General features: G+C 72.1%; 17 protein-coding genes, 2 tRNA genes and 1 pseudogene. 4 read left to right on the plus strand and 16 right to left on the minus strand.

Features of this window, described 5'->3' with window-relative positions; all coding sequences use genetic code 11:
* Positions 1 to 59: 59 nt before the first annotated feature.
* The 5 genes from OHA55_RS09620 to OHA55_RS09640 all read right to left on the minus strand — a co-directional run bounded on the left by OHA55_RS09620 (position 60) and on the right by OHA55_RS09640 (position 7,649).
* Positions 60 to 2,999, minus strand: coding sequence for a CBM35 domain-containing protein (locus tag OHA55_RS09620; RefSeq protein WP_266704741.1), 2,940 nt, complete (start codon positions 2,997 to 2,999; stop codon positions 60 to 62).
* 86 nt (positions 3,000 to 3,085) lie between these two features.
* On the minus strand, positions 3,086 to 3,973 hold the full coding sequence (locus OHA55_RS09625; protein WP_266704743.1) for a carbohydrate ABC transporter permease: 888 nt from the start codon (positions 3,971 to 3,973) through the stop codon (positions 3,086 to 3,088).
* Positions 3,974 to 3,984: 11 nt separating this feature from the next.
* Positions 3,985 to 5,031: a carbohydrate ABC transporter permease gene (locus tag OHA55_RS09630; RefSeq protein WP_266704745.1), complete on the minus strand. Its 1,047-nt coding sequence runs from the start codon at positions 5,029 to 5,031 to the stop codon at positions 3,985 to 3,987.
* Between the two features lie 2 nt (positions 5,032 to 5,033).
* The gene (locus OHA55_RS09635) at positions 5,034 to 6,278 is read right to left on the minus strand and encodes an extracellular solute-binding protein (protein ID WP_266710502.1); all 1,245 of its coding nucleotides are present in this window, start codon (positions 6,276 to 6,278) and stop codon (positions 5,034 to 5,036) included.
* Positions 6,279 to 6,641: 363 nt separating this feature from the next.
* Positions 6,642 to 7,649 carry a LacI family DNA-binding transcriptional regulator gene (locus tag OHA55_RS09640; RefSeq protein ID WP_266710504.1) on the minus strand — a complete coding sequence of 336 codons (1,008 nt, stop codon included), beginning with the start codon at positions 7,647 to 7,649 and terminating at the stop codon, positions 6,642 to 6,644.
* A 402-nt stretch (positions 7,650 to 8,051) separates the two neighbouring features.
* On the opposite strand from OHA55_RS09640, the gene OHA55_RS09645 reads away from it, so the two are divergent.
* Positions 8,052 to 8,125: transfer RNA gene (locus OHA55_RS09645), tRNA-Lys, on the plus strand.
* Between the two features lie 244 nt (positions 8,126 to 8,369).
* On the opposite strand, the gene OHA55_RS09650 is transcribed toward OHA55_RS09645, so the two are convergent.
* The 3 genes and pseudogenes from OHA55_RS09650 to OHA55_RS09660 form a co-directional block, all read right to left on the minus strand.
* Positions 8,370 to 8,960: a lytic polysaccharide monooxygenase gene (locus OHA55_RS09650; protein ID WP_266704747.1), complete on the minus strand. Its 591-nt coding sequence runs from the start codon at positions 8,958 to 8,960 to the stop codon at positions 8,370 to 8,372.
* A 172-nt stretch (positions 8,961 to 9,132) separates the two neighbouring features.
* Positions 9,133 to 10,446, minus strand: a pseudogene (locus tag OHA55_RS09655) (SPFH domain-containing protein); the annotation flags it as partial.
* 537 nt (positions 10,447 to 10,983) lie between these two features.
* Positions 10,984 to 12,288, minus strand: a complete 1,305-nt coding sequence (locus OHA55_RS09660) for a peptidoglycan-binding protein (protein ID WP_266704749.1) — start codon at positions 12,286 to 12,288, stop codon at positions 10,984 to 10,986.
* A 188-nt stretch (positions 12,289 to 12,476) separates the two neighbouring features.
* On the opposite strand from OHA55_RS09660, the gene OHA55_RS09665 reads away from it, so the two are divergent.
* Positions 12,477 to 12,550, plus strand: a tRNA-Lys gene (locus tag OHA55_RS09665).
* A gap of 432 nt (positions 12,551 to 12,982) precedes the next feature.
* On the opposite strand, the gene OHA55_RS09670 is transcribed toward OHA55_RS09665, so the two are convergent.
* The 7 genes from OHA55_RS09670 to OHA55_RS09700 form a co-directional block, all read right to left on the minus strand.
* Positions 12,983 to 13,336: a hypothetical protein gene (locus OHA55_RS09670; protein ID WP_266704751.1), complete on the minus strand. Its 354-nt coding sequence runs from the start codon at positions 13,334 to 13,336 to the stop codon at positions 12,983 to 12,985.
* Positions 13,333 to 13,857 (minus strand): DUF6232 family protein, encoded by a 525-nt coding sequence (locus OHA55_RS09675; RefSeq protein WP_266704753.1) that lies wholly within the window; start codon positions 13,855 to 13,857, stop codon positions 13,333 to 13,335. Before OHA55_RS09675 ends, OHA55_RS09670 begins: the two co-directional genes overlap by 4 nt.
* A 368-nt stretch (positions 13,858 to 14,225) precedes the next feature.
* A complete protein-coding gene (locus OHA55_RS09680) occupies positions 14,226 to 14,897 on the minus strand; it encodes a class F sortase (protein ID WP_266704755.1) in 672 nt (223 codons plus the stop codon).
* A gap of 1 nt (position 14,898) precedes the next feature.
* Positions 14,899 to 15,495, minus strand: a complete 597-nt coding sequence (locus OHA55_RS09685) for a hypothetical protein (RefSeq protein WP_266704757.1) — start codon at positions 15,493 to 15,495, stop codon at positions 14,899 to 14,901.
* Between the two features lie 93 nt (positions 15,496 to 15,588).
* A complete protein-coding gene (locus OHA55_RS09690) occupies positions 15,589 to 16,368 on the minus strand; it encodes an HAD-IIA family hydrolase (protein ID WP_266704759.1) in 780 nt (259 codons plus the stop codon).
* Between the two features lie 198 nt (positions 16,369 to 16,566).
* Complete coding sequence (locus tag OHA55_RS09695) at positions 16,567 to 17,928, minus strand: peptidase (protein WP_266704761.1); 1,362 nt, start codon at positions 17,926 to 17,928, stop codon at positions 16,567 to 16,569.
* Positions 17,929 to 18,164: 236 nt separating this feature from the next.
* Positions 18,165 to 19,238, minus strand: a complete 1,074-nt coding sequence (locus tag OHA55_RS09700) for an ROK family transcriptional regulator (protein WP_266710506.1) — start codon at positions 19,236 to 19,238, stop codon at positions 18,165 to 18,167.
* Between the two features lie 137 nt (positions 19,239 to 19,375).
* Here OHA55_RS09700 and OHA55_RS09705 point away from each other — a divergent pair, with 137 nt between their 5' ends.
* Positions 19,376 to 20,521 (plus strand): Gfo/Idh/MocA family oxidoreductase, encoded by a 1,146-nt coding sequence (locus OHA55_RS09705; RefSeq protein ID WP_266704763.1) that lies wholly within the window; start codon positions 19,376 to 19,378, stop codon positions 20,519 to 20,521.
* Positions 20,518 to 21,003 (plus strand): heme-degrading domain-containing protein, encoded by a 486-nt coding sequence (locus tag OHA55_RS09710; RefSeq protein ID WP_266704765.1) that lies wholly within the window; start codon positions 20,518 to 20,520, stop codon positions 21,001 to 21,003. The genes OHA55_RS09705 and OHA55_RS09710 overlap by 4 nt, the downstream gene beginning before the upstream one ends.
* A gap of 94 nt (positions 21,004 to 21,097) precedes the next feature.
* On the opposite strand, the gene OHA55_RS09715 is transcribed toward OHA55_RS09710, so the two are convergent.
* A complete protein-coding gene (locus OHA55_RS09715) occupies positions 21,098 to 21,964 on the minus strand; it encodes a hypothetical protein (RefSeq protein WP_266704767.1) in 867 nt (288 codons plus the stop codon).
* Between the last annotated feature and the right edge of the window lie 25 nt (positions 21,965 to 21,989).

Here is a 21,989-nt window from a genome sequence, read left to right on the forward strand (position 1 = left end):
GTGGGGATGCGGGGTGGTGCGGGCCCGCGGTTCAGGCGCGGGCCCGCACCGGTCGGGTGTCACCAGCCGGTGTTGCCGGAGCCCTTGTCGACCGTGAAGCCGCCCGCCAGGGAGAGTCCGCCGGCGGCGGCTCCGGTGACGGTGGTGCCGGAGAAGGTCCCGGAACCGGCGGAGTTGATCTCGATGCCGTACGAACCCGCCGTGGTGATGGCCAGGTTGGTGACGGTGAGGGAGCTGACGTTCTTCTGCCAGGAGACGAGCAGCCCGCTGTAGGTGCTGTCGGCGACGGTGTTGTCCTGGAGCAGGATCGGCGCGGTGATGTCGGAGGAGTCGGCGTAGATCCAGAGGGCGCCGAGCTTGCTCGCCCAGTTGGGTTCGTAACCACCGGTCCTGGTCAGGGTGTTGCGCAGGACGGCGGTGGTGCCACTGAAGGGCACGGGGGCGAACCGGCTGCTGATCGCGATGCCGGAGGAGCCGGTGACCGTGTCGGCGAGGAGGTTGTCCTCGACCCGGTTGGCGTTGCCGCCGTAGATGCCGACGGCGTTCGCCAGCAGGGGCAGCTGGACGGTGTCGAAGCGGAAGGCGCTGCTGCCGACCGCCTGCGCCTCGGAGAACATGGCGAGCCCGTCGTCGCCGGTGTTGCGGACGCTGCTGTGCGAGACCTCGCTGCCGGTGGTCCCCTTGTGGAGGTTGACGCCGTCGGCGAAGGTGTCGCGGATGCGGAGCCCGGCGGCGTACAGGCCGGTGGTGGGCGCGTCGATCCAGAGGCCGACCTTGGTGTGCTCGATCCAGAGGTTCGTCAGCGTGGAGCCGTTGCCGAAGTCGCCCTCGACCGCGGCGTCGAAGTTGGCGTCGTCGCGGTAGCGGACGTCACCGGCGATCATCAGGTCCTGGACGTTGCTGGTGCCGCCGCGCCCGAAGAGCCCGCCCTTGCCGTTCTTGCCGCGCAGCACGGTGTACCACTGCCCGGCACCCCGCAGATCGGCCCCGGCGAGGTCGACGTGGCCGGAGATGTCGTACGTACCGGCGGGCAGCCAGAGCCCCTTGCCCTGCGAAGTGGCCGTGCTGACCGCGGCGTTGAGGGCGGCGGTGTCGTCGGTGGAGTCGTCCGGGGTGACGCCGAGGGTGGTGGCGGAGACGAATCCGGTGGACGGCATGGTGAGGGCGGCCGGGACGGCCTCGGTCTCGACGAGGTCCAGGGTGTAGGAGGCGGCGGTGTCGCCCGCGTCCTTCTGGAACTTCAGCACGGTGCCCGCGGCGAGGTGGCCGGTGAGGGTGCGGGTCTCATCGAAGAAGTGGTGTCCGGAGCCCTGGGAGGGAGTGTTGGTGTACGGGTACGTGCCGTACACCCAGCTGTACGCGGAGCTGAGGCCCAGGTCGCGGACCTGGGTGCCGTTGGCGTACACGCTGAGGGTGGCGCCGGCGCCGGTGCCCGCCGCGTTGTCCGGTATCGAGTAGCGCAGGGTCAGCGCGTCGGCCGGCTGGGTCAGGGTGAACTGGACGTACTCGCCGGTCTGGTCGAGCACCACGGCCCGGCGGCCGGAGGCCTCGGACGCCACGGTGAGGTAGGTGCGGTCGGGGCCGGTCGTGCTCGCGTTGGTGGACCCGGCCTCCGCCTCGTACGCGGTGTACGGGAGGGTCGCCCCGCGCACGGCATTGGGGGTGGAGCCGGTGACGGTGACGCCGTCGAGCTGGAGGTTGCCGTTGTCGCCGGAGGCGGTCTTCAGCGTGACGTGGTTGAGCGAGGCGCGCAGGGGCACGTCGGTGGTCGCGGTGGCCCAGGCGCCGTTGGTGGCTGGCAGGTTCAGCACCCGGACCTTGGTGCCGTTGGAGATCAGGGTGACGGTCGCGGCGGTGGCGTCCGGGGTGCGGTAGCGGAGCACCAGCGGGTAGGTCGCGGCGGACGGGGCGTTGACCGCGAGGACCGCGCGGGCGCCGGTGGTGGTGAACCCGGTGACGTAGCCGGTGGACTCGTAGCCGCTGACGGCCGCGGCGACGGCCGCCCCGCCGGAGACGAACCCGGTCTCGGCCTGGTGGGTGAGGGTGACCGGCGTGGTCTCGGTCGGGGTGGTGACGGTAAGGCCGTCGAGGTTGACGTTGCCGCTGTCGGCGGTGGTGAACGTGAAGGCGACCGTGTTGGTCCCCTTGGCGTAGGTCACCTGTTCGTCGTGGGTGGACCAGGTGTCCCAGTTCGCGGTGGGGGCGAGGCTCACCTGGCGGACCTTCACCCCGTTCACGTACAGGCTCAGCGTCATCGCGGCGCCGGTCCCGTTGGCGTACCGCAGCGAGACCGAGCCGTTCCCGGCGAGGGTGGACGGGACGGAGAAGGTGACGGAGGCCGCGCCCTTGTGGGCGTCGGTGAAGCCGCCGACGAAGCCCGTACCGGTGTAGCCGGAGTGCTCGGTGGAGACCGCCGCACCCCCGGAGAGCTGGGCGGATTCGGCCTCCAGGCCGGAGGCACCGGTGCCGGTGCCTGTGCCGCCGGTGCCGGTGGTCGCGGTGAGGCCGTCGAGGTTGACGTTGCCGCTGTCGGCGGTGGTGAACGTGAGGGCGACGGTGTTGGCGCCCTGCGCGTACGTCACCTGCTCCTCGCGGGTGGACCAGGTGTCCCAGCTCGCGGTCGGGGCGAGGCTCACCTGGCGGACCTTCGCCCCGTTCACGTAGAGGCTCAGCGTCATCGCGGCGCCGGTCCCGTTCGCGTACCGCAGCGAGACGGAACCGGCCCCGGCGGTGGACGACTGGACGGAGAAGGAAACGGAGGCGGCGCCCTTGTGGGCGTCGGTGAACCCGCCGACGAAACCGCTGCCGGTGTACCCGGAGTGCTCGGTGGAGACCGCCGCACCCCCGGAGAGCTGGGCCGATTCGGCCTCCAGCGCGGTGGTGGCGGCCTGGGCGGTGGTTGCGGAGGTGGCGCCGAGCAGCAGGGCGCCGAGCATGGACAGGAGCAGGGGGACGACGAGACGTGCGGCGCGGGGGCGCCGGCGTGGTGCAGGAGACACAGCGGTGTGCCCTTCCTGTGGGTGGGGTCCCTGGACGTGCGGGGGTAAGGGGGTGGTGCTCGTGAAAGGGACCGGTGGCGCGCGGGTCAGCCCTTGAGGCTGCCCGCGGTGAGGCCCGCGATGATGTGCCGCTGGAAGATCAGGAAGAGGACCAGCAGGGGGATGCTGGCCATGACCATTCCGGCGAGCAGCTGGTTGGCGGGCATGAACTCGGCCAGCCGGTTGAGCGCGACCGTGATGGGCTGCTTCGCCTCGTCGGGGAGGACGAGCATCGGCCAGAGGAAGTCCTTCCAGACGCCGACGACCGCGAAGATCGAGACGACGGCGAGGACCGGCCGGGAGAGCGGCAGCACCACCGAGACCAGGACCCGGATCGTGCCGGCGCCGTCGATCCGTGCGGAGTCGAGGAGTTCGGCGGGTATCTGGTCGAAGAAGCGCTTCAGCAGAAAGATGTTGAAGGCGTTGGCCGCCGCCGGGAGCCAGATGGCGAACGGCGTGTTGATCAGATTGACGTGCAGAATCGGTACGTCAACCACGGTGAGGTACGTCGGCACCAGCAGCGCGGACACCGGCAGCATCAGGGTCGCCAGCATCATCCCGAGGATCACGTTGCCGAGGACCGGCCGCAGCTTGGAGAGCGCGTAGGCGGCGGCCACGTCGATGAGCAGCTGGGTGAGCCAGGCACCGAGCGCGAGCATGAAGGTGTTGAGGAAGAAGTGGCCGAGTCCGACGTTGGTCCAGGCGTCGGTGTAGCTCTCGGGGTGGAAGCTCTCGGGTACGAGCGTCGGGGTGGGGGCGGCCAGCTCGCTCGACGACTTCAGCGCGCCCGAGGCCATCCAGTACAGCGGGAAGACGAAGGCGAGGGTGAAGCCGATCAGGGTGGCGGTCAGCACGAAGCGGTGGAGGAACCGGCCGACGCGCCGGTTCATCTCGGTGGGCGCGATCAGGGTGCGGGTGGGTGTTTCGGCGGCCATGACTCTTCCTCTCAGCCCTTGCTCCGGGTCAGGCGCAGATACACGCCGGCGAAGACGCCGAGCACCACGAAGAGCAGCGTGCTCATGGCGCTGGCCAGGCCGAAGTCGTTGTAGACGAAGGCGTAGCGGTAGAGCAGCAGCAGGACGGTGACGGTGGCGTCGTCGGGTCCGCCGCCGGTCAGCACGAACGGCTCCACGAAGACCTGCATGGTGCCGATGACCTGGAGCAGCAGGGTGATCATCAGGATGAACCGCATCTGCGGGATCGTGACGTGCCACAGCCTCCGCCGGATCGACGCCCCGTCGAGTTCGGCAGCCTCGTACAGCTCGCCGGGGATGCCGCCGAGTGCCGCGAGGTAGATCAGGGTGGTGGTGCCCATGTTGGCCCAGGTGGAGACGAGGACCAGGGAGACCATCGCGAGGTTCTCCGACTCCAGCCACTGCTGGGGCGGGAGGTGGAAGACGTCCAGCACGTTGTTGAAGAGGCCCGGTCCCGGATCGTAGAACCATCGCCAGAGCAGCATGGTGACGACCGAGGGCAGCATGACCGGCAGGTAGACGGTCATCCGGAGGTACGCCTTGCCGCGCTTGAGTTCGTTCAGGACGACGGCGGTCGCGAAGGGGGCGGCGAAGCCGAAGACCAGGGCGAGCAGGGTGAACCAGCCGGTGTTCTTCCAGGCGGTGACGAAGAGCGGGTCCTCGAAGAGCCGGCGGAAGTTGTCCAGCCCGACCCACTCGGCGGGCTGGGCGAAGGTGACCTGCTGGAAGCCGAGCAGGATGCCGCGCACGATCGGGTACCAGGAGAAGAGCGCGAAGCAGATCACCCCGGCGGCGAGGAAGAGGTACGCGACGAGGTTCTCGCGCACCCTGCGCCGGAACCGGCCGGCCGCCGCCCCGCCCCGGGCGGACGGGCCGCGGGGCGGTGCCGGGACCCGGCCGGGCGAGCTCTTCGCGGCGGGGCCGGGCGCCCCGGCGGGTGCCGGGACTCCGTCGCGTACCGGGGACCGGTCGCGGGCGGTGGCGCGCGCCGGGGAGAGGGGGAGCGGTCGACCGGCCATGATCACTTCACCGCGGCGAGGATGGATTCGGCGCGCTTCGCGGCGTCGGCCAGGAGCTTGTCGAGGTCGGCGTCCTCCTTGGTCAGCACGGACTGCATGACCCCGTCGAGGACGGTGTAGAGCTGCTGCGCGTTCGGCGGCTCCACCTTGACGGCGACGTCGTCGCTGCGGTCGACGAACGGCTGGTAGTTGGCCTGCGGGACGTTGGCGTACTTCGCGTGGATCGCGTCGTTCTTCGCCTGCGCCTCACCGTCGAAGAGGTTGGGCTGCGGGAGTCCGATCGGAACGTCGAGGCCGGAGAACTTCTTGACGTTCTCCTCCTCGCGGTCCGGGTTGAGGTACTTCCACTGGATCCACTGGAGCCCGGCCTTGATCTTCTCCGGGGATGCCTTCGGGTTGAACATGAAGCCGTCGCCGCCGCCGAGGGTCGCGGTGCCCGGGAGGGCGGCCAGCCCGTAGTCGTCGTACTTGCTCTCGAACTGCTTGACGATGGTGGGGATGTTGTCCGGGCCTGCCATGTACATCCCGAGCTTGCCGGAGCCCATCATCTTCTGGACGTCGGCGATCTCCAGGAGCTGGCGGGTGCCCATGGACTTGTCGGTCCAGCGCATGTCGTGCAGGGCCTGGAGCGCCTTGCGGCCCGCCTCGCTGTCGAAGGCGGCCTTCCACTTGCCGTTCTGCTGGGTGGCCACGTCCCCGCCCATGGAGTAGATCCACGAGGTGAGGTGCCAGCCGCCCTGGTTGTTCTTGCTGTAGTCGGCGTATCCGACGGTCCCGTCGCCGAGCGCGCTGATCTTCTGCGCGGCGGTGCGCACCTCTTCCCAGGTGGTCGGCGGCTTGTCGGGGTCGAGTCCGGCCTTCTGGAAGAGGGCGCGGTTGTAGACGAGGCCGAGGGAGTAGTTGCCGGTGGGCAGGCCGTAGATCTTGCCGTCGGGGCCCTTGAAGACGTCCTGGAGGGCGGGGCGCACCTGATCCAGGTACGGGACGTCCTTGAGGTACTTCGTGATGTCGGCGCCCTGACGGCGCTGGATGAGTCCGGCGGGGTCGGTGAAGTAGACGTAGTACACGTCCTCCAGCTGGCCCCCGGCGAGCTTGGCCGCGAAGGTCTTGGGGTCCATCTGGCCCTCGCGGGCATCGATCTTGATCTTGGGGTGGGCGGCCTCGAACTGCTTGACCAGGTCCTCGAAGTCCTTGCGGTCCTCGGGCTGCGTCTTGGCCGGCATCCCGTTCACGCTGATCGTGACCACGCCGTTCTCGTCGACGCCGGACGAGGAACCGGAGGAACCGCCGCAGCCCGTGAGGGCCAGGCCCAGGGCGAGCGCGGTCGCCGAACCGAGAAGTTGACGCCTGCTGACGCCGGCCATGCCATTCATGCGAATCGCCTTCCTGATGGGTGCCCCCGGGCTGCGGGACCCGATGCACGTGAACAGCGCTGAAGGTAGAAGCCCGTTACGCAAGAAGTCAATGCATCTGCGCAAGAAAGTAATCAGGAGGACTTCCACCGGTGACGCGAAGGCGCTCGGGGGAAGACGCCCGGCGAGGGGCGTGCGAGGGGCGTGCGAGGGGCCCGGGGACGGCTCGCCGCCACCCGCGCCCCTCGGCGGAAGGGCTCAGCGGGGGCGGCCGGCCGTCGAGCCGCGCACGATCAGCTCGGTGTCGAACATCAGGAGGTCGTTCGCATCCGCACGCCCCTCGATCTGCCCCACCAGTGCGGCCACGGCCGCCGCCGCCATGGCCTGGACGGGCTGCCGCGCGGTGGTCAGCGGTGGGTCCGTGGCCACCATGAACGGGGAATCGTCGAAGCCGACGACCGACAGGTCCTCGGGCACCCGCAGCCCCTGCCGACGGGCCCCGCGGATGACCCCGAGGGCCAGCGCGTCGCTCGCGCAAACGACTCCGGTGACCCCCTCGGCCAGCAGCCGGGGCAGCGCGGTGGCCCCGCCCTCCATGGTGAACAGGGCGTACGCGACCAGCCGCCGCCACTCCTCCGGCGCTACGCCCCGGCGGCCGCAGAAGGCCGCGAAACCCGCGAGCTTCCGGGCCGAAGGGACGTGTCCGCCGGGCCCCAGGACCATCCCGATCCGCTCGTGCCCGAGCGCGGCGAGATGCGCGAGCGCCTGTTCGGCGGCGAGCGCGTCGTCCACCCGCACCTGGGCCACCCCGGAGTTCTCGTCCGCCGCGTTGACCAGCACCATCGGGATTCCGCGCTCCCGCAGCACCCGGCCGTGCTCCGGTCCGGCGTCGGCGTAGCTGGCGCCCACGAAGACGATCCCGCCGATGTTCTGCCGCAGCAGCATCTCGATGTAGTGCGCCTCCGAGACCCCGTCCTGGCTGTGGGTGCACAGCACGGGGATGAGCCCCCGCCGGTCCAGCAGCACGCACAGGGCCTCGGAGAACGCGGAGAAGACGGGGTTCTGGAGATCGGGCACCACGAGGCCGATCAGCGCCGCCCGCTCGCCCCGCAGCCCCACCGGCCGCTCGATCCCGCACACGTCCAGGGCGGCCAGCACCGCCTCGCGGGTGGGAGCGGACACGCCCGTGCGTCCGTTGAGGACGCGCCCGACGGTGGCCGTGCTGACGCCCGCGTACGCGGCGACTTCGGAGATCCTTCGATTCATCACGGAGTCAGCGTGACAAGAATGAGCGCAAAAAGAAAGATCACTTACGTAAGAAACTTACTTTGGCTGACGCGCATCGGTTCGAGCGGCGCGATTCCGCGGCCGACGGGCAGGCGGCAGCGGTGGCCGACGCGTGACAGGGGGCGGGCGGCGGGCGGCGGGCGGCGGGCGGAAGGGAACCGCAGGAAGCGGGCAGCGGGCAGCGGGCAGCGGGCGGCAGGGAGCGCGCCCCCGAGGCGCCGGCAGCCGGGCAGGGCGCGCATCCGACGGAGGCGCCCGCGCCCCAGCGCCCGGGCTCCCCGCACCCCGCCCGCCACACCCGCCCCACCCCCCTCCGGGGCGGTCCCGACGAGGGGTGTCCTCAGCACCCCTGGGGACCAGGTATTATTTTCGAGTCAGCAGGCGCCGCTAGCTCAGTTGGTTAGAGCAGCTGACTCTTAATCAGCGGGTCCGGGGTTCGAGTCCCTGGCGGCGCACGACACGACAGTGGGGCGGTCTCCGACACGGAGACCGCCCCACTGCGTTGTGCTGCCTGCTGCCGATCGTGTTCCGTGGGCTCGGCCGTCCCGCCCGAACGGCCGCGCTTCATCGTGGGGGCATCACGTCCGGCCGTCGCCGGTCGCGTACCCCGTCCTGCTCACGCCGGCGTCTCTGGGACCGGCGCGCAGCGCACCCGTGCCGGTACGGGGGCCGTCGAGCGCCCGCCTGCCGGCACGGGGATCAGAACTTCACGTCCGAGCAGGAGTAGAACGCGTTCGCGGTGTCCGCGATCGTCCACACCGCCAGGATGATGTGGTGGCCGGTCTTCCCGCTGGGGATGGTGCCGGTCTGGGTCAGGGTGGCCGGCGGCTGCTGGTTGTTGTACGGCACCGTCAGGAACGGCTGCGAGTCCAGCGAGGCCCGGGTGAGCGGCTTCGTGGGGTCCCAGCCCTGCTTGGTGATGTAGTACCGGAAGTCCGTCGTGGAGTGACGGGCGGTGAACTGCCAGCGGAAGTTGAACGACTGGCCGCCGGTGACCTGCGTGGTGGGCCAGTTGCCGCCGCGCGGGTCGTCGAGCTGCGCGAACTCGCTGTGGTTGGCGGAGCAGATCGCCCCGTCCGCCGGACCCGCGGACGGGAAGCCCTTCGGGCCCTCGACGCTCTGCGGCTCCCACTGGATGTTGCCGCAGTTGGTGACCGTGCCGTTGGCACAGAGCTTCTGCCGGCTGATGGGGTTGTCGGTGTAGCCGTGGCTGCTGGCGCTGCTGGTGGCGAGCGCCGAAGCGCCCAGGATCGCCAGGCCGACCACGGCCGCGCTTGCCCTCTTACGCATGCTTCGCTCCTCAGGGACATGGGAACTTTCGGTGAGCACTGCTCATGAAGCGCGCGGTCGTGCGGTCTAGACCAAGTTCCACAGTATTGACGTGCCGTGAACATGTCCAGACCACTGCGTGACGGCATTCCGTTTCGCTATGCTGCCCCGCCGCTCCGCCCCCGCCGGCCCCTCAGATCCCTTCGCCCCCACCCCGCCCGGTATAGAAGGCAACCGTCAAGTCCCTCACCAGGGACTTGCGTTCATAGTCGTCGAGAGCGACGAGCCCGCGCGTGGTGAGCCGGTTGACGGTGTCGTCGACCGCGTCCACCACGGAGGTCAGGACGCTGTCCCGGTGCCTGGCGTCGAGCGCCGCGACCCGGCGTCGCTGCATGGCCGCCGCGACCTCGGGGGCGTACTCGATGCCGGTCGGCTGCGCCGAGTACACCTCCACGCCGACCGGTGCGCAGTCCGCCTTCAGCATCCGCGTCAGCGCGTCCCCGACCGCCTCGGCGTTCCGCAGCGTCGGGGCGTCCTCGTGGAAGGCGTCGGCGGGAAGCTGCGAGAGGACCCGGGCCATCGCCGCCTCGACCTGTTCCCGCAGGTACTCCTCGTGGTCCGCGACGCCCAGGACCGCCCGGACGGTGTCCTCGACCCGCCAGACGACCAGGACGGTGACCCGCAGCGCCGTACCGGTCGCGTCCACGGCGGGCATCGGCTCGCTCCGCCAGTGCCGCAGCCGTACGTCGGTGCGGCGCCGGAGCAGCAGCGGGGAGACCCAGAAGAGCCCGGTACGCCGGACACTCCCCCGGTAGTCGCCGAAGAGGGTCAGCACCAGGGCGTATCCGACCCGCCCGCGCCCGAGGCCCCCGAACGCGAAGAGCACCACGGTCACCAGCACCGCGAGCACCGCCCAGACTCCGATGCCGATGCCCTCGTACGGGCGTGGCCCGATGCCGAGCCGGGTCTGCGCCGTCCCCGGCAGCGCGCCCGCCCACCAGAGGACGACCGACGCGGCGGCGCAGCCGGCGATCCCGGTGAGCACGGCCACCCAGCCGGGCAGGGCCGGTCCGGGGCGCTCGCGCAGCCGGGGATCGGCGACGGGCGCGGGCCGGGTCGGCGGATCGACCTGCGGCGAGCGGGGTACGGGCGGGCGCCGCACCCCCGCACCGGCGCGGTCGGCGGGCAGCGCGTGGCGGGCGACGGCGACCGGCAGCGAGGCGGCACCCCCGCCCCAGGCGGAACCGCCCGGCGGCCCGTACGGGTCCGGTGCGAACGGGTCCGCGTACGGGTCCGCGTACGGGTCCGGTGCGTACGGGTCCGCGTACGGGTCCGGTGCGCCGGAGCCCGCGCGCGGCAGGGGTCCGGTCCGGTCGCCGGGGGCGCGGGGTTCGCGGGGTTCGCGGGGGTCACGGGGGTCACGGGGTTCGCGGGGTTCGTCGCGGAAGAGCAGGTGCACCGGGATCGACGCGGTGGCCTCGTTGGCGATGACCGGCCGACGGCGGCCGGCGTCCCGTCGCTGCTCCTCGCGGAATCCGCCGGCAGCAGGAGCGGGCACCTCCCCGGCGGCGGTATCACCGGGGGATCGTTCGCCGGTGGGCGCGTCCTCGGCCGACGCGTCCCCGGGAGGCGCCGACGCTTCCCCGGGAGGCGCGGGCGCGTCGCCGAGAGGCGCGGGCGCGTCGCCGAGAGGCGCGGGCGCGTCGCCGGCCCCTCCCGGGGGCACCGAGACCATGGCCGAAACCGTGTGCATCGAGGAGGTCTCGGCGTCGCCGTGCTCACCGTGCTCGAATTCCAGCACCACGTCCACGCAGGGCCCCTCCTCCCCCGGCCCGCCGCCCCCGGCCGGGCCCGGCCCCCGGCCCGGGTCGGCGCCGTCTCCCGCACCGCGCCCCGACCCCACGCCGTCTTCCTCGTCTCCGTACACGCCCCACCGTTCCCTTTCCGCACTCCGGCGTTCCGGAGCTGCCGATCCGCCGGGCCGCCGCACCGCCGGATCGCCGGTCCACCGGTCCACCGATCCGCCGCGCGGCCCCCGGCCCCTTCAGGAGAAGAGCCGCCGCCAGGTGTCCGGCCCCGGGTAGCCGTCCGCCACACCGCCGCGCCAGCCCTGGGCCCGCTGGAACGCCTCCACGTTGCGCCGGTCCGCCTCGGTCCAGCGGCGTCCCGGCCCCGACACGTAGTGCCGCCCGTACCCCTTCTTCACCAACTGCCGGCCGAGCCGCTCGACATGGGCGTTCGACTGACCTGGCTTGAAATACGCCCGTCCGGGGAACGGCGGGACCGCCCTCGGCCTGCCTCCCGCACCGGCCGCCGGGATGTCCTTCCCGGTGCCGTCGACGAGCCGGCGCCAGGTGTCCGGGCCGGGCAGGCCGTCCGCGTTCGCCCCCCGCCACCCCTGCGCCCGCTGGAACGCCCGGGTGGCACGCCGGTCCGCCTCGCTCCAGGAGGGGCCGGGGCCCCTGGCGTAGAAACGTTTCCCGCCCCGCGCCACCAGCATGTGGCCGAGCCGGGTCACATGGGCGTTGCGGGCCCCCGGCCCGAACGCGGCGGCGCCCGGGTAACCCGCCGACGAGGCGCCCCCGGAACCGCCGGTGAGCCCCTTGTAGCGGTAGGCCTGGTACCGGTCGGAGTTGCTCCAGTACGCGAGGGGCGTGGTCTTCTTCCGGGCGGCCGGGGGCGTCTGCTCGTACGCCATGTACTGGGTGTGCGCGCTGTTGGTCCAGCCGCCGAAGATCGTGACGTGCGAGCCCTTGTTGGGGTCGGCCGGGTTGTGGAAGAGCAGGATGTCGCCCGGTTCCAGCTGGGCGCGCGCGATCCGCGTGCCGTACGAGGACAGACTGCCGGTCCACTCGTTGCCGCGCAGGCCCCAGGCCATCGAGACGTAGCCGGAGCAGTCCTGGCGGTACCCGTCCGACCAGTACTTCTCCATGTCGTACGGCACCTTCGCGGCCACCCAGGTCTTGGCGCGGGAGATGATCTCGGCGCGGGTGGTGGTCCGCAGGGCCAGGGGTTCGTCCGCGGCGGTCCCGGTGGGCGGGCCCGGGGCGCCGCCCATCAGCGGTCCGGCCTGCCCCTGCGGGGCGGCGGGCCCGGGGCCGGCCGTGCCGTCGGCGCGGACGGGCCCGGTGGCGTGGCCGGCCGGGGCGACCGCCTCGGCCGCGCCGGCGGAGAGGACCACCCCGGCGGCCGTGGCGAGCACCAGCGCACGGCGCGCCCCGTGCGCGGCCGGATGGCCCCCCAGCCGGGGCGGCAGGCTCCGGGCCGCGGCCGTGCGGCGCTGGAGGGCGCAGCCTGCGCAGCCGCAGTCGGCGGCGGGTTCGTACTCCTGGAAGACCGGGACGGTCATGTCGATTCCCCTCCGGACTCGTCAAGATTTTTTGAGGCGGTTCATGGCGGGCGCCGGCGCCTCAACTCTCATGACAAATCGCATTTTGACGGATCAAAGAGAAAAAACGACCATGCGACAGGGCGTGGCGTCATGGAAAATGGTCAGGAGCATGCTGCGGAATCCGGTAATGTTCTCCAGGTCAGCAGGCGCCGCTAGCTCAGTTGGTTAGAGCAGCTGACTCTTAATCAGCGGGTCCGGGGTTCGAGTCCCTGGCGGCGCACGCAGAGTCAAGGCCCTCTCACTTCACGTGAGGGGGCCTTGTTCGTTACCCGGCTCCGCCGGGACGTCCGCCCCTGCCCCGCACACGCCGCGGGGCTCGCTCCCACCTCTCGTATCTCTTCACGCATCCGCGCGACATCTCTTCACGTCCCCGCGCGGCCGCGGGCGCGCCGGCCGGAGTCGCGCGGCCTGCACGCACCACACCGGACCGTGACTCTCCGCCGACAGAACGTAACGGAGCGCCCTGGTGATTCTCCCCGCACGGGGGCCCCGGAACACCTCCTGACCGGTGGCGGGACCGCCCGGTACGCGAAAAAGTGCATGGCCCACACGGAGGCGGCCCCGCCCGGCGGCTCCCGGCGGGAAGCCACCGGACGAGGCCGGGGTGCGAAGGCGTGAGTGGGAGCGTTCTCCCCCGCGCCGTCGAGGTGCGTCACCCCACACCCAGGAGCTGAAGGATCCCGTTCACCGCTCGCAGGATCGGCTCGCCCAGCGTCCCGGCGGTCGCCGCGACACCGGCCACGGCCATCAGGGCGCTCTCGCGGGCCCGTGGCTCGATCGCGGCATCGGGAACGAGCACCGGCAGGGCTTCGTCGATCATCCGCGCGCCCAACGGCGAGACCTCCGCCCGCAGGAGCACCAACTGTTCGGTCAACCCCGCCATGGCAACCCGCAGTTCGGGGCTCAGGGCGGCCGGTTCCGTCTTCTTCACGATTCCGATGTTGTTGGTGCCGCCGTGCATGTGGACGTTGTCGCCATCACCGAAGTAGTAGTGGTCGCCGCTCATGACTTCGCAATCCCCACGTTGTCGGATCCGCCGTACATATTGACGTTGTCGCCGAAATGGTAGTTTTTGGGGTTGACCGAAAGTGTCTCGACCCTCACCTGGAACTCGATTTCGGGGTTCTCGATCGCGTTCACCACGTAGCCGACGAGTTGGTGAAGGTGCTCGACGTTCTGGCTGGTCACCAGCGCTGTCGACGCGCCGGCCGTCTCGACCGCCAGCACCCAGTGGGAGGCTGCGGTCATGACTCCCATCCACATCACGAAGCAGTAGATCAGCCCCGCCGTGGTGGCGACCCCGATGAGTCCCCCGAGACCGCCTCCCTGGCTGCCGCCGCCGATGCCGGCCAGTCCGTTGAGAAGCACCAGTACCAAGCACACGCCCAGGATGATTCCGAGGCGTTTGAGGAAGAGCACGGTCGCGGCACCGCGCTGAGGAGTGAGCAGGAAGCTGTACACCCGTGTGATGTTCTTCAGCGGGTAGGCGGCGGTGCCCACCCACAGCACCTGTTTGCCGACCCGCATGTCCACTCCGCCCGCCAGGTTCGGGGGTGTCCGTGGCACGGGCGGGAGCGGGTTGCGCCAGGGCCGATCGCCGCCGGACGCGCTCGTCGCCGACGGAGGCGGGGGCTGTTGCCGCCCGGTCTCCGGTTTCTCGGGTATGTCCATGCCCTGCCGTTGCCCCCGGTATGACTGATGCCCATGAGTGGGGGGTGAACGCTAGCAGGATGAAACGCCCCGGAGACCGCTCATTTTGAGGCAATGAACGGCGCGACCCACCCGTCCGGCCACCCGCCTCCGCAGCGCGTGACAGTGGCCGTCCGCCCGGTCGCGCGGTGCGGGACACGGCCACCACGCGTCCGTCGGTGGCGCGGGGGTGGCGCGGGCATCGGTCAGTCCTCGGAGTCCTCGCCCGTGAGGTAGGCGGAGACGACGACGTTGGCGGTGTAGGCGTGCGCCGCCTCGTCGTACGCGCCGCCGCAGGTGATCAGCCGGAGTTCCGCCCGGCCGTCGCGGCGCTGCCCGTAGGCTTTGCGCGCGTCGAAGCGGTCCCGGGTGAAGACCTGCACGTCGTCCACGGTGAACTCGGCGACCGTCCCGTCGGCCCGGGTCACCCGGATCTCGGCGCCGGGCCGGGTCGCGCTCAGGCCGTAGAAGACGGCGGGCTTCGTCTCCGTGTCGACGTGGCCGACCATGATCGCGGCCCCTTCGGTGCCGGGTTCGGCGCCGCCGTCGTACCAGCCGACCGTCCCCGGGGCTTCGAACGGGGGCGGGTCGACGGCTCCCTCGCGGTCCAGACCGCGTCCGACGACGGGGGCGTCGATGCCGACGGACGGGATCTCGACCGCGCGCGGCGGCGAACCGTCCAGCGGATCGTGTGCCGGGGGCAGCGGCATCCCGAGGGGGCGGCCGACCGCAGCGACGTCGCCGGTGGTGGGCGCCGAACTGCCGCCGGGCCCCGCGTCGGCGTCGCGGCCCCAGAGCCAGAGGCCCAGCAGCAGCACGGCCCACACCACCCCGGTGAGCAGCCGCCCGGTTCCTGCCGGGCGGGCGGGGGCGGACACGTCAGTCCACGGCCGGACGGCGGCGGCGCGCGCCGCGGAAGGCCGCGGTGGCAGCGGCGACGGCGGCGAGCGCGAGGCCGGCCACCACGTGGCGGATGCCCGGCCCGTCGGACTCGCCGGTCTCCACGGCCTCCGTGGCCCCGGTGGCCCCGGTGGCGAGGACTGCGGTGCCTCCGCCGCCCGCCCGTACCGGGGCGACCGGGGTGGGCCGGGCATGGTGCACGACGGTGAGCGTGGCGGTGGCCCTGCCGCCCGTGCCGTCCCTGCCCTCGCAGCGGATGGTGACGTCGTACCGGCCGGCCTCGGCGTCGTACCGGACCCGGGCACCGGCCCGCAGGCCCTTCCCGTCGGCGGGGGCGAACCGCACCGGGACGACGAATGCCTCGGATTCGCCGACGGCCTCCTTGCCCTTGCCGCCCTTGCCGCCCTTGCCGCAGGCGACGTCGGACCAGAGCTCGACCTCGCCGCCCGGGGCGGTGGTGGACGGGGTCACCCTGAGGGTGCCTCCGTCGCTCTGGACGGCAGAAGCGGCGGGCGCGGAGACGGATATCGCGGCGACCGCCGCGGTAGCACAGATGGTGAGGGGCAGTGAACGCATCGTGAACCTCCTGAGGGAAGGTTCACCCGTACGCCCGTTTCCCGCATCCGCTGTCGCCCGGTCGGGCGACGGCCCGGGGACCGGCCGGGAGCGTCAGACCAGGTCGACCAGGTTCGCGATGGAGTCGACCACGTTGGACGGGCGGAAGGGGTACCGGTCGATGTCGGCGGTGGTGGTGAGCCCCGTGAGCACCAGGAACGTCTCCATCCCGGCCTCCAGGCCGGCCAGCACGTCGGTGTCCATCCGGTCGCCGATCATCGCGCTGGTCTCGGAGTGGGCGCCGATGGCGTTGAGCCCGGTCCGCATCATCAGCGGGTTGGGCTTGCCGGCGAAGTACGGCTCCTTGCCGGTGGCCTTGGTGATCAGGGCCGCGACGGAACCGGTGGCCGGCAGCGGGCCCTCGGCGGACGGACCGGTCTCGTCCGGGTTGGTGCAGATGAAGCGGGCGCCCGCGTTGATCAGCCGGATCGCCTTGGTCAGCGCCTCGAAGCTGTACGTACGGGTCTCGCCGAGCACCACGTAGTCGGGGTCGTGGTCGGTGAGGACGTACCCGATGTCGTGCAGCGCGGTGGTCAGACCCGCCTCGCCGATGACGTACGCCGTGCCGCCGGGGCGCTGGTCGTCGAGGAACCGCGCGGTCGCCAGGGCGGAGGTCCAGATGTTCTCGACCGGGACGTCCAGGCCCATGCGGCTGAGCCGGGCGTGCAGGTCGCGGGCGGTGTAGATGGAGTTGTTGGTGAGGACGAGGAAGGGCTTCCCCGACTCCCGCAGCCGTTTGATGAACGCGTCCGCGCCGGGGATGGGCGTTCCCTCGTGGATGAGGACCCCGTCCATGTCGGTCAGCCAGGACTCGATCGGCTTGCGCTCTGCCATCACACGGACTCCTGCCGTACGCACGGTGCACCGGGGTGCTGGACGCCGGCGGCACCGCGGTGTGCAGCGCCGACGCCCCGAGTTTAGGCCGAAAGGTGACCCGGATCGATCACGTGGACGAGGCGGATGTCCGAGGGATCAGGGCCGGTCGGAGCGCGGGAGCGGGAGCACGGGGCTCGGGGGCGGGGGTGCCGCGCCTCAGGTGGGCCGGCCGGGACCGCGCCGCATCCGGCGGGCCAGGAGCAGCGCGGCCGTACCGCCGAGCAGCAGTGCGACGGCCACCGCACCGGTACGGAGGGCCTCCGCACGGCCGGTGCGGCCGGTGCGGGCGAGTTCGGGGAGCGGGTTTCCGGCCGCGTCGCGCGGAACGCCGGTGCCGCCCGGCGGGATGGCCGGTACGCGGGGGCCGGCCGAGGAGTCGGGGGCGGCGCCGGTGCCGGTACGCGGATCGGAGCCCGGCGCACGTGTCCCGCCCGTGCTGCCCGTCCCGGCGTCGGGGGCCGCGCTCGTACCGCCGTCCGGGTGCGCGCTCCGGCCGGGGACGGTGGCGGTGTCCGTGCCGGGGATGCCCCCCTCCGCCCCGGTGCGGGACCCGGCTCCCGCGTCGGCCTCTTCGGCCTCTTCCACCTCGTCAGCCCCTTCTGCCTCGTTGGCCTCTTCCGCCTCGGAGGCCGCGGACTCGCCGGAATCCGACACTCCGGCGGGGAACAGGAGGTCGGTGCCGCCCTCCATGTCCCCCTCGACGATGGAGAACGGGTAGTCCTCCGACTCCCCGACCCAGTCACCGTCACCGCCCCCGCCGGTCCGTCCGCCGGTCCGTCCGCCGGTCCGTCCGCCGGGTGCGGCGCGGTGGCGCTGTACGACGGCGGCGTTGGCCACGACCTTCCCGGGGCGGGTGTCGGAGGTGAAGGCCATCCGGACCCGGACGGTGACCGTACGTCCGGCGGGGACCGTGAAGCCCTCGAAGTCGTCGCCCGCCTCCCCGCTGCCGAAGACCCCGATCTGTTCGTTCCGGTCGGTGGTCTCCCAGCTGACCCGGTGTTCGATGCCCGGGTCCGCTTGCGTACCGGCGCGCTCCGCGTACGCGAGCTGGATCTGGTCCGGCGTCAGCCTGCGGTCCTGGTCGGTCAGGACGAGTACGGGGTGCAGGGCGCGGCAGGACTGCGAGGTGGTGTTGACGAGGTCGAGGTACCAGATCCCGTATCCGCCACCGGAGGCGTAGGTGTCGGGACCGCCGTGGATACGGGTGTCGATCGGGAAGTCCTTGGCGCCCTGGTCGCCGCAGGCGGGCTGCTGGTCCGCGAGGACGTCCGCGGCGGCCGAGTGCCCCGCGGCCGAGTGCCCCGCGGCCGAATGTCCGACGGCGGAGTGTTCGGCGGTGGCGTGTTCGGCGGCCGAGGTCTGCGGGCCACCGAGCAGGGCGCCCGGTACGGCGATCCCGGCCGCCAGGCCGAGGGAGGTGAGCGCACGACCGTCGCGCAGTCGTACGGGTGGCCGCGCTCGTCGTCGTAGTCGTAGTCGTGCGAGAGCTCGCAGTCGTGCGGGAGGTCTGGGGGGCATGGGAGGCACCCTTCGCAGCTCGCGGACGACCGGTGCGGAGGAACCACCGGCGTGTCGGCGAAGACGCTTCCACGCACACGTACGGACATCGCACCGACATGCCGGAGGACCACCCTCCCGGCGGCACTCCCGTTACCCGGCCACCGCCACCCGGGCGCCCGCCACCCGCCGCCCGGTCGCCCGCCACCCGCCGCCCTGCGGGCCCATCACCCGACCGTCCGTCACTCGGCCGTCCGTCACTCGGCCGTCCGCCCGAAGAGCGGGCCGAGGACCAGGTGGGCCGCGCCCTCGGCGACCGGGTGGTCGCCGCCGCCCGCGACGGCGACCGGTACGGGCGTCCCCGCGCCCTCGCGCCGGGCGCGCTCCTCGATCACGGCGCGTACGCCTCGTACGTAGGCGTCCTCGTGCGCCGCGACCGTACGCCCGCCCAGCACCACCCGGTCGATGTCGAGCAGGGCGACGAGGTTGGCGGCCCCCGCGCCCAGGACCCGGGCGGCCTCGGCGACGTCGCCCCGGTCCACCGCCGCCAGGCAGAGCGCCTCGATGCAGCCGCGTCCGCCGCAGCCGCAGGGCGGGCCGTCCAGTTGCAGGGTCTGGTGCCCGAACTCGCCCGCGCCGGTGCGCGCGCCCCGGTGCAGCGCGCCGCCGAGGACGAGGCCGGCGCCCAGGCCCGTACCGAGGTGGAGGTAGGCGAAGTCGCCCTCGCCCGGGTCGCGCAGAGCGAGGCCGAGGGCGGCGGCGTTGGTGTCCTTGTCCACGGAGACCGGCAGGCCGGTGCGGGCGGCGAGGGCCTCGCGGAGCGGGAAGCCGTCCCACTGCGGGAAACCGGTGACCCGGTGCAGCACCCCGTCGCGGTGGTCGAGCGGGCCGGGGACGGCCACGCCCACGCCGAGCACGGCGGGGCTGTTTTCCGGCGCTGCCGCCGCCGCGGCGCTCACCTCCGCGACCGCGTCCGCCGCGCCCGCGACCACGTCGGCCGCCGGGGCGCCGAAGTCGAGCGGTGCGCTACGGACCGCGACCGGGGTACCGGCGAGGTCGACGAGGACGGCGGTCAGTTCGTCCCGGTCCAGGTGGAGGCCGACCGCGTACCGGGCGTCCGGGACGAGCCGGAGCACCGTGCGCGGCTTGCCGCCGGTGGAGGCGCGGCGGCCCGCCTCGGCGGCGAGGCCCTCCGCGCGCAGCCGGGCGGTGATCTTGCTGACGGCCTGCGGGGTGAGCCCGGTGCGCTCGGCCAGTTCCAGCCTGCTGATGCCGTCGGCGCCCGCGCCGCGCAGCAGATCGAGCACGAGGGCGGCGTTGTGGTGGCGCAGGGCCGGGAGGTTGACCCCCGGGCCGTTGCGCGCGCCGACGCCGGTGACGCTCCGGGGATCGCTGGTATCGCTGGTGTTCACCACCCCATTGTGGCCACCGCTTGCACTTTGGCAACAGCGTTGCTTAAGTGGGGAGCATGACTTCCACCGATCCCCTCCGCGTCGCGCTCGTCGGCTACGGCCTGGCGGGCTCCGTCTTCCACGCCCCGCTGATCGCGGCGACCGAGGGCCTGGTGCTCGACACGGTCGTGACGTCGAACGAGGAGCGCCGTGCGCAGGCCCGCGCCGAGTTCCCCGACGTCCGCTTCGCCGGCTCCCCCGAAGAGCTGTGGGCGCGCGCCGACGAGCTCGACCTCGTCGTCATCGCGACTCCGAACAAGACGCACGTGCCGGTCGCCAAGGCCGCGCTGGCGGCCGGTCTGCCGGTCGTCGTCGACAAGCCGATCGCCGGCACCGCCGCCGAGGCCCGCGAGCTGGCCGCGCTCGCCGAGGAGAGCGGGCTGCTGCTCTCGGTCTTCCAGAACCGCCGCTGGGACAACGACTTCCTGACGATCGCCCGGCTGATGGCCGACGGCGACCTCGGCGAGGTGCAGCGCTTCGAGTCCCGGTTCGAGCGGTGGCGCCCGCAGCTGAAGGGCGGCTGGCGCGAGTCCGGCGACCCGCAGGAGATCGGCGGGCTCCTCTACGACCTGGGAAGCCACATCGTCGACCAGGCACTGGTCCTCTTCGGCCCCGCCGTGCAGGTGTACGCCGAGTCGGACGCCCGCCGCCCCGCCGCGGAGACCGACGACGACACCTTCATCGCGATCACCCACGCGAACGGTGTCCGCTCGCACCTGTACGCCAGCGCCACCACCGCCCAGCTCGGCCCGCGCTTCCGGGTGCTGGGCCAGAAGGCCGGTTACGTGAAGTACGGCCTGGACCCGCAGGAGGCGGCACTCCGCGAGGGGCACCGTCCCGGCACCGGCCAGGAGCCGTGGGGCGAGGAGTCCGAGGGCCTCTGGGGCCGGCTCGGCTCGGGCGAGTCGCCGCTGACCGGCGGCGGTGTCCCGGTCCGTACCCTGCCCGGCGACTACCCGGCGTACTACGCCGGCGTCGCCGCCGCGCTGCGCGGCACCGGTGAGAACCCGGTCACCGCCCTGGAGGCGGCCGCCGCCCTCGACGTCCTGGAGGCGGCCCGCCGCTCCGCCCAGGAGGGCACCTCCGTCACCCTGGTCCCGCAGCCGGGCGCCCACCCCGCGCAGTCCGCCGGCACGCCGAGCGCCGAGGGGGCCCGGGCATGAGCACGCGCCCCGACGCCCCCACGGTCTCCGAGCTGCTCGCCCAGGAGCGCCGGCTGACCCTGCCCCGCTTCGGGTACGAGGACGCCTACGCCCTCGGCACCCTGCTCGTCCGGCTGGCCCGGGAGCGCAACGCCCCGGTCGCCATCGACATCCGGCGCGGCCCGCAGCAGCTGTTCCACGTCGCGTTGCCGGGTTCCAGCGCCGACAACGACGGCTGGATCGACCGCAAGCGCAAGGTCGTGGAGCGCTACGGCGAGAGCTCCTTCCTGGTGGGCACCCGCTTCCGCGCGAAGGGCACCACCTTCGAGGACTCCTCGCGCCTGCCGCTGGGCACGTACGCCGCGCACGGCGGCTCGTTCCCGATCACCGTCGAGGGCGCGGGCGTCATCGGCACCGTGACCGTCTCGGGCCTCCCGCAGGCCGAGGACCACGCCCTGGTCGTCCAGGGCCTGGAGGAGTTCCTGGCGACGCTGGAAGCCTGAGAGCCGAATCACATCCGCACCGCATACCTGGAGGGCAGCACGGCCGCACACGCGGTCGTGCTGCCCTCCGGACGCTTCCGACCCGGTCGCGACGTCACACTTCGAGCACCACGTGAGCGGCGCTCTGCGCCCAGAGTTCTTCGAAGTGGCGCGAGAGCGTCGCCCCGGGCTCACGGTCTCGAGGCAGCTCCACGTAACCGCGGTCGTCCAGTTGGTCGGGCTGCGCGGGCGACAGGGTGCCGACGAAGCCCTGCATGACGGTGCCGTCCATCCTCGCGAAGTGCATGTTAGGGGCGATCACGTAGCCGCGGTACTCGAAGTTCCGACGGGCCCGCGTGGGCCAGCCCGCGACCACGCTCCGGATGCGGTCCTCCGACTCCGCAAGTTGCCGCCGCAGGGTGTCCGGGGGAACCTGCGGCCACGGCAGCACCATCGCCGCCTGTTCGAGCACGCCGTCGGTCGACTCGGAGGAGATGGCCAGGATGCGGATGTGTACGCCGCGCTTGGCCGCGCGTTCCATCGCCTGGAGAATATCCACGTTGGCGATCTGCAGGTTCCGGTACATCAAGAAGTCGGCATTGCTCTGTGCATCGTTGACCACGCGCGCGTAGAAGGGTGGTGTGTAGTAGCCGCGTTCGACCAGCCGAACCACGCTCCGGCTCTCCGGCGTCCCGCCACGAATTCGATTCATGGAATCCAAAGCCCGACTGATCCCCTCTATCTGTCCGCACATTCTCACTAACTCTTCGGCAAGATTCCTCGCGTCCTGTTCACCCTGCCGAAGGAACGACGCCGCCGATCTCAGGTGCCCTGCCAGCGATTCCGTGCCGTAGAGCCTTCGCAGCAAGGCTCGTTCCTCACTCTGGGCCCGGTGTACGGACTGCACTTTGACCAAGGTCACGATCGTGAGGGCGAAACCGATCACGCCGAGTACGGAATTCGTCTGATCCAGCCAGGACATCCGCTTTCTCCTTCGTCAGAGGGAA

Origin of the sequence: Streptomyces sp. NBC_00102, assembly GCF_026343115.1 — a bacterium.
GTDB lineage: Bacteria > Actinomycetota > Actinomycetes > Streptomycetales > Streptomycetaceae > Streptomyces.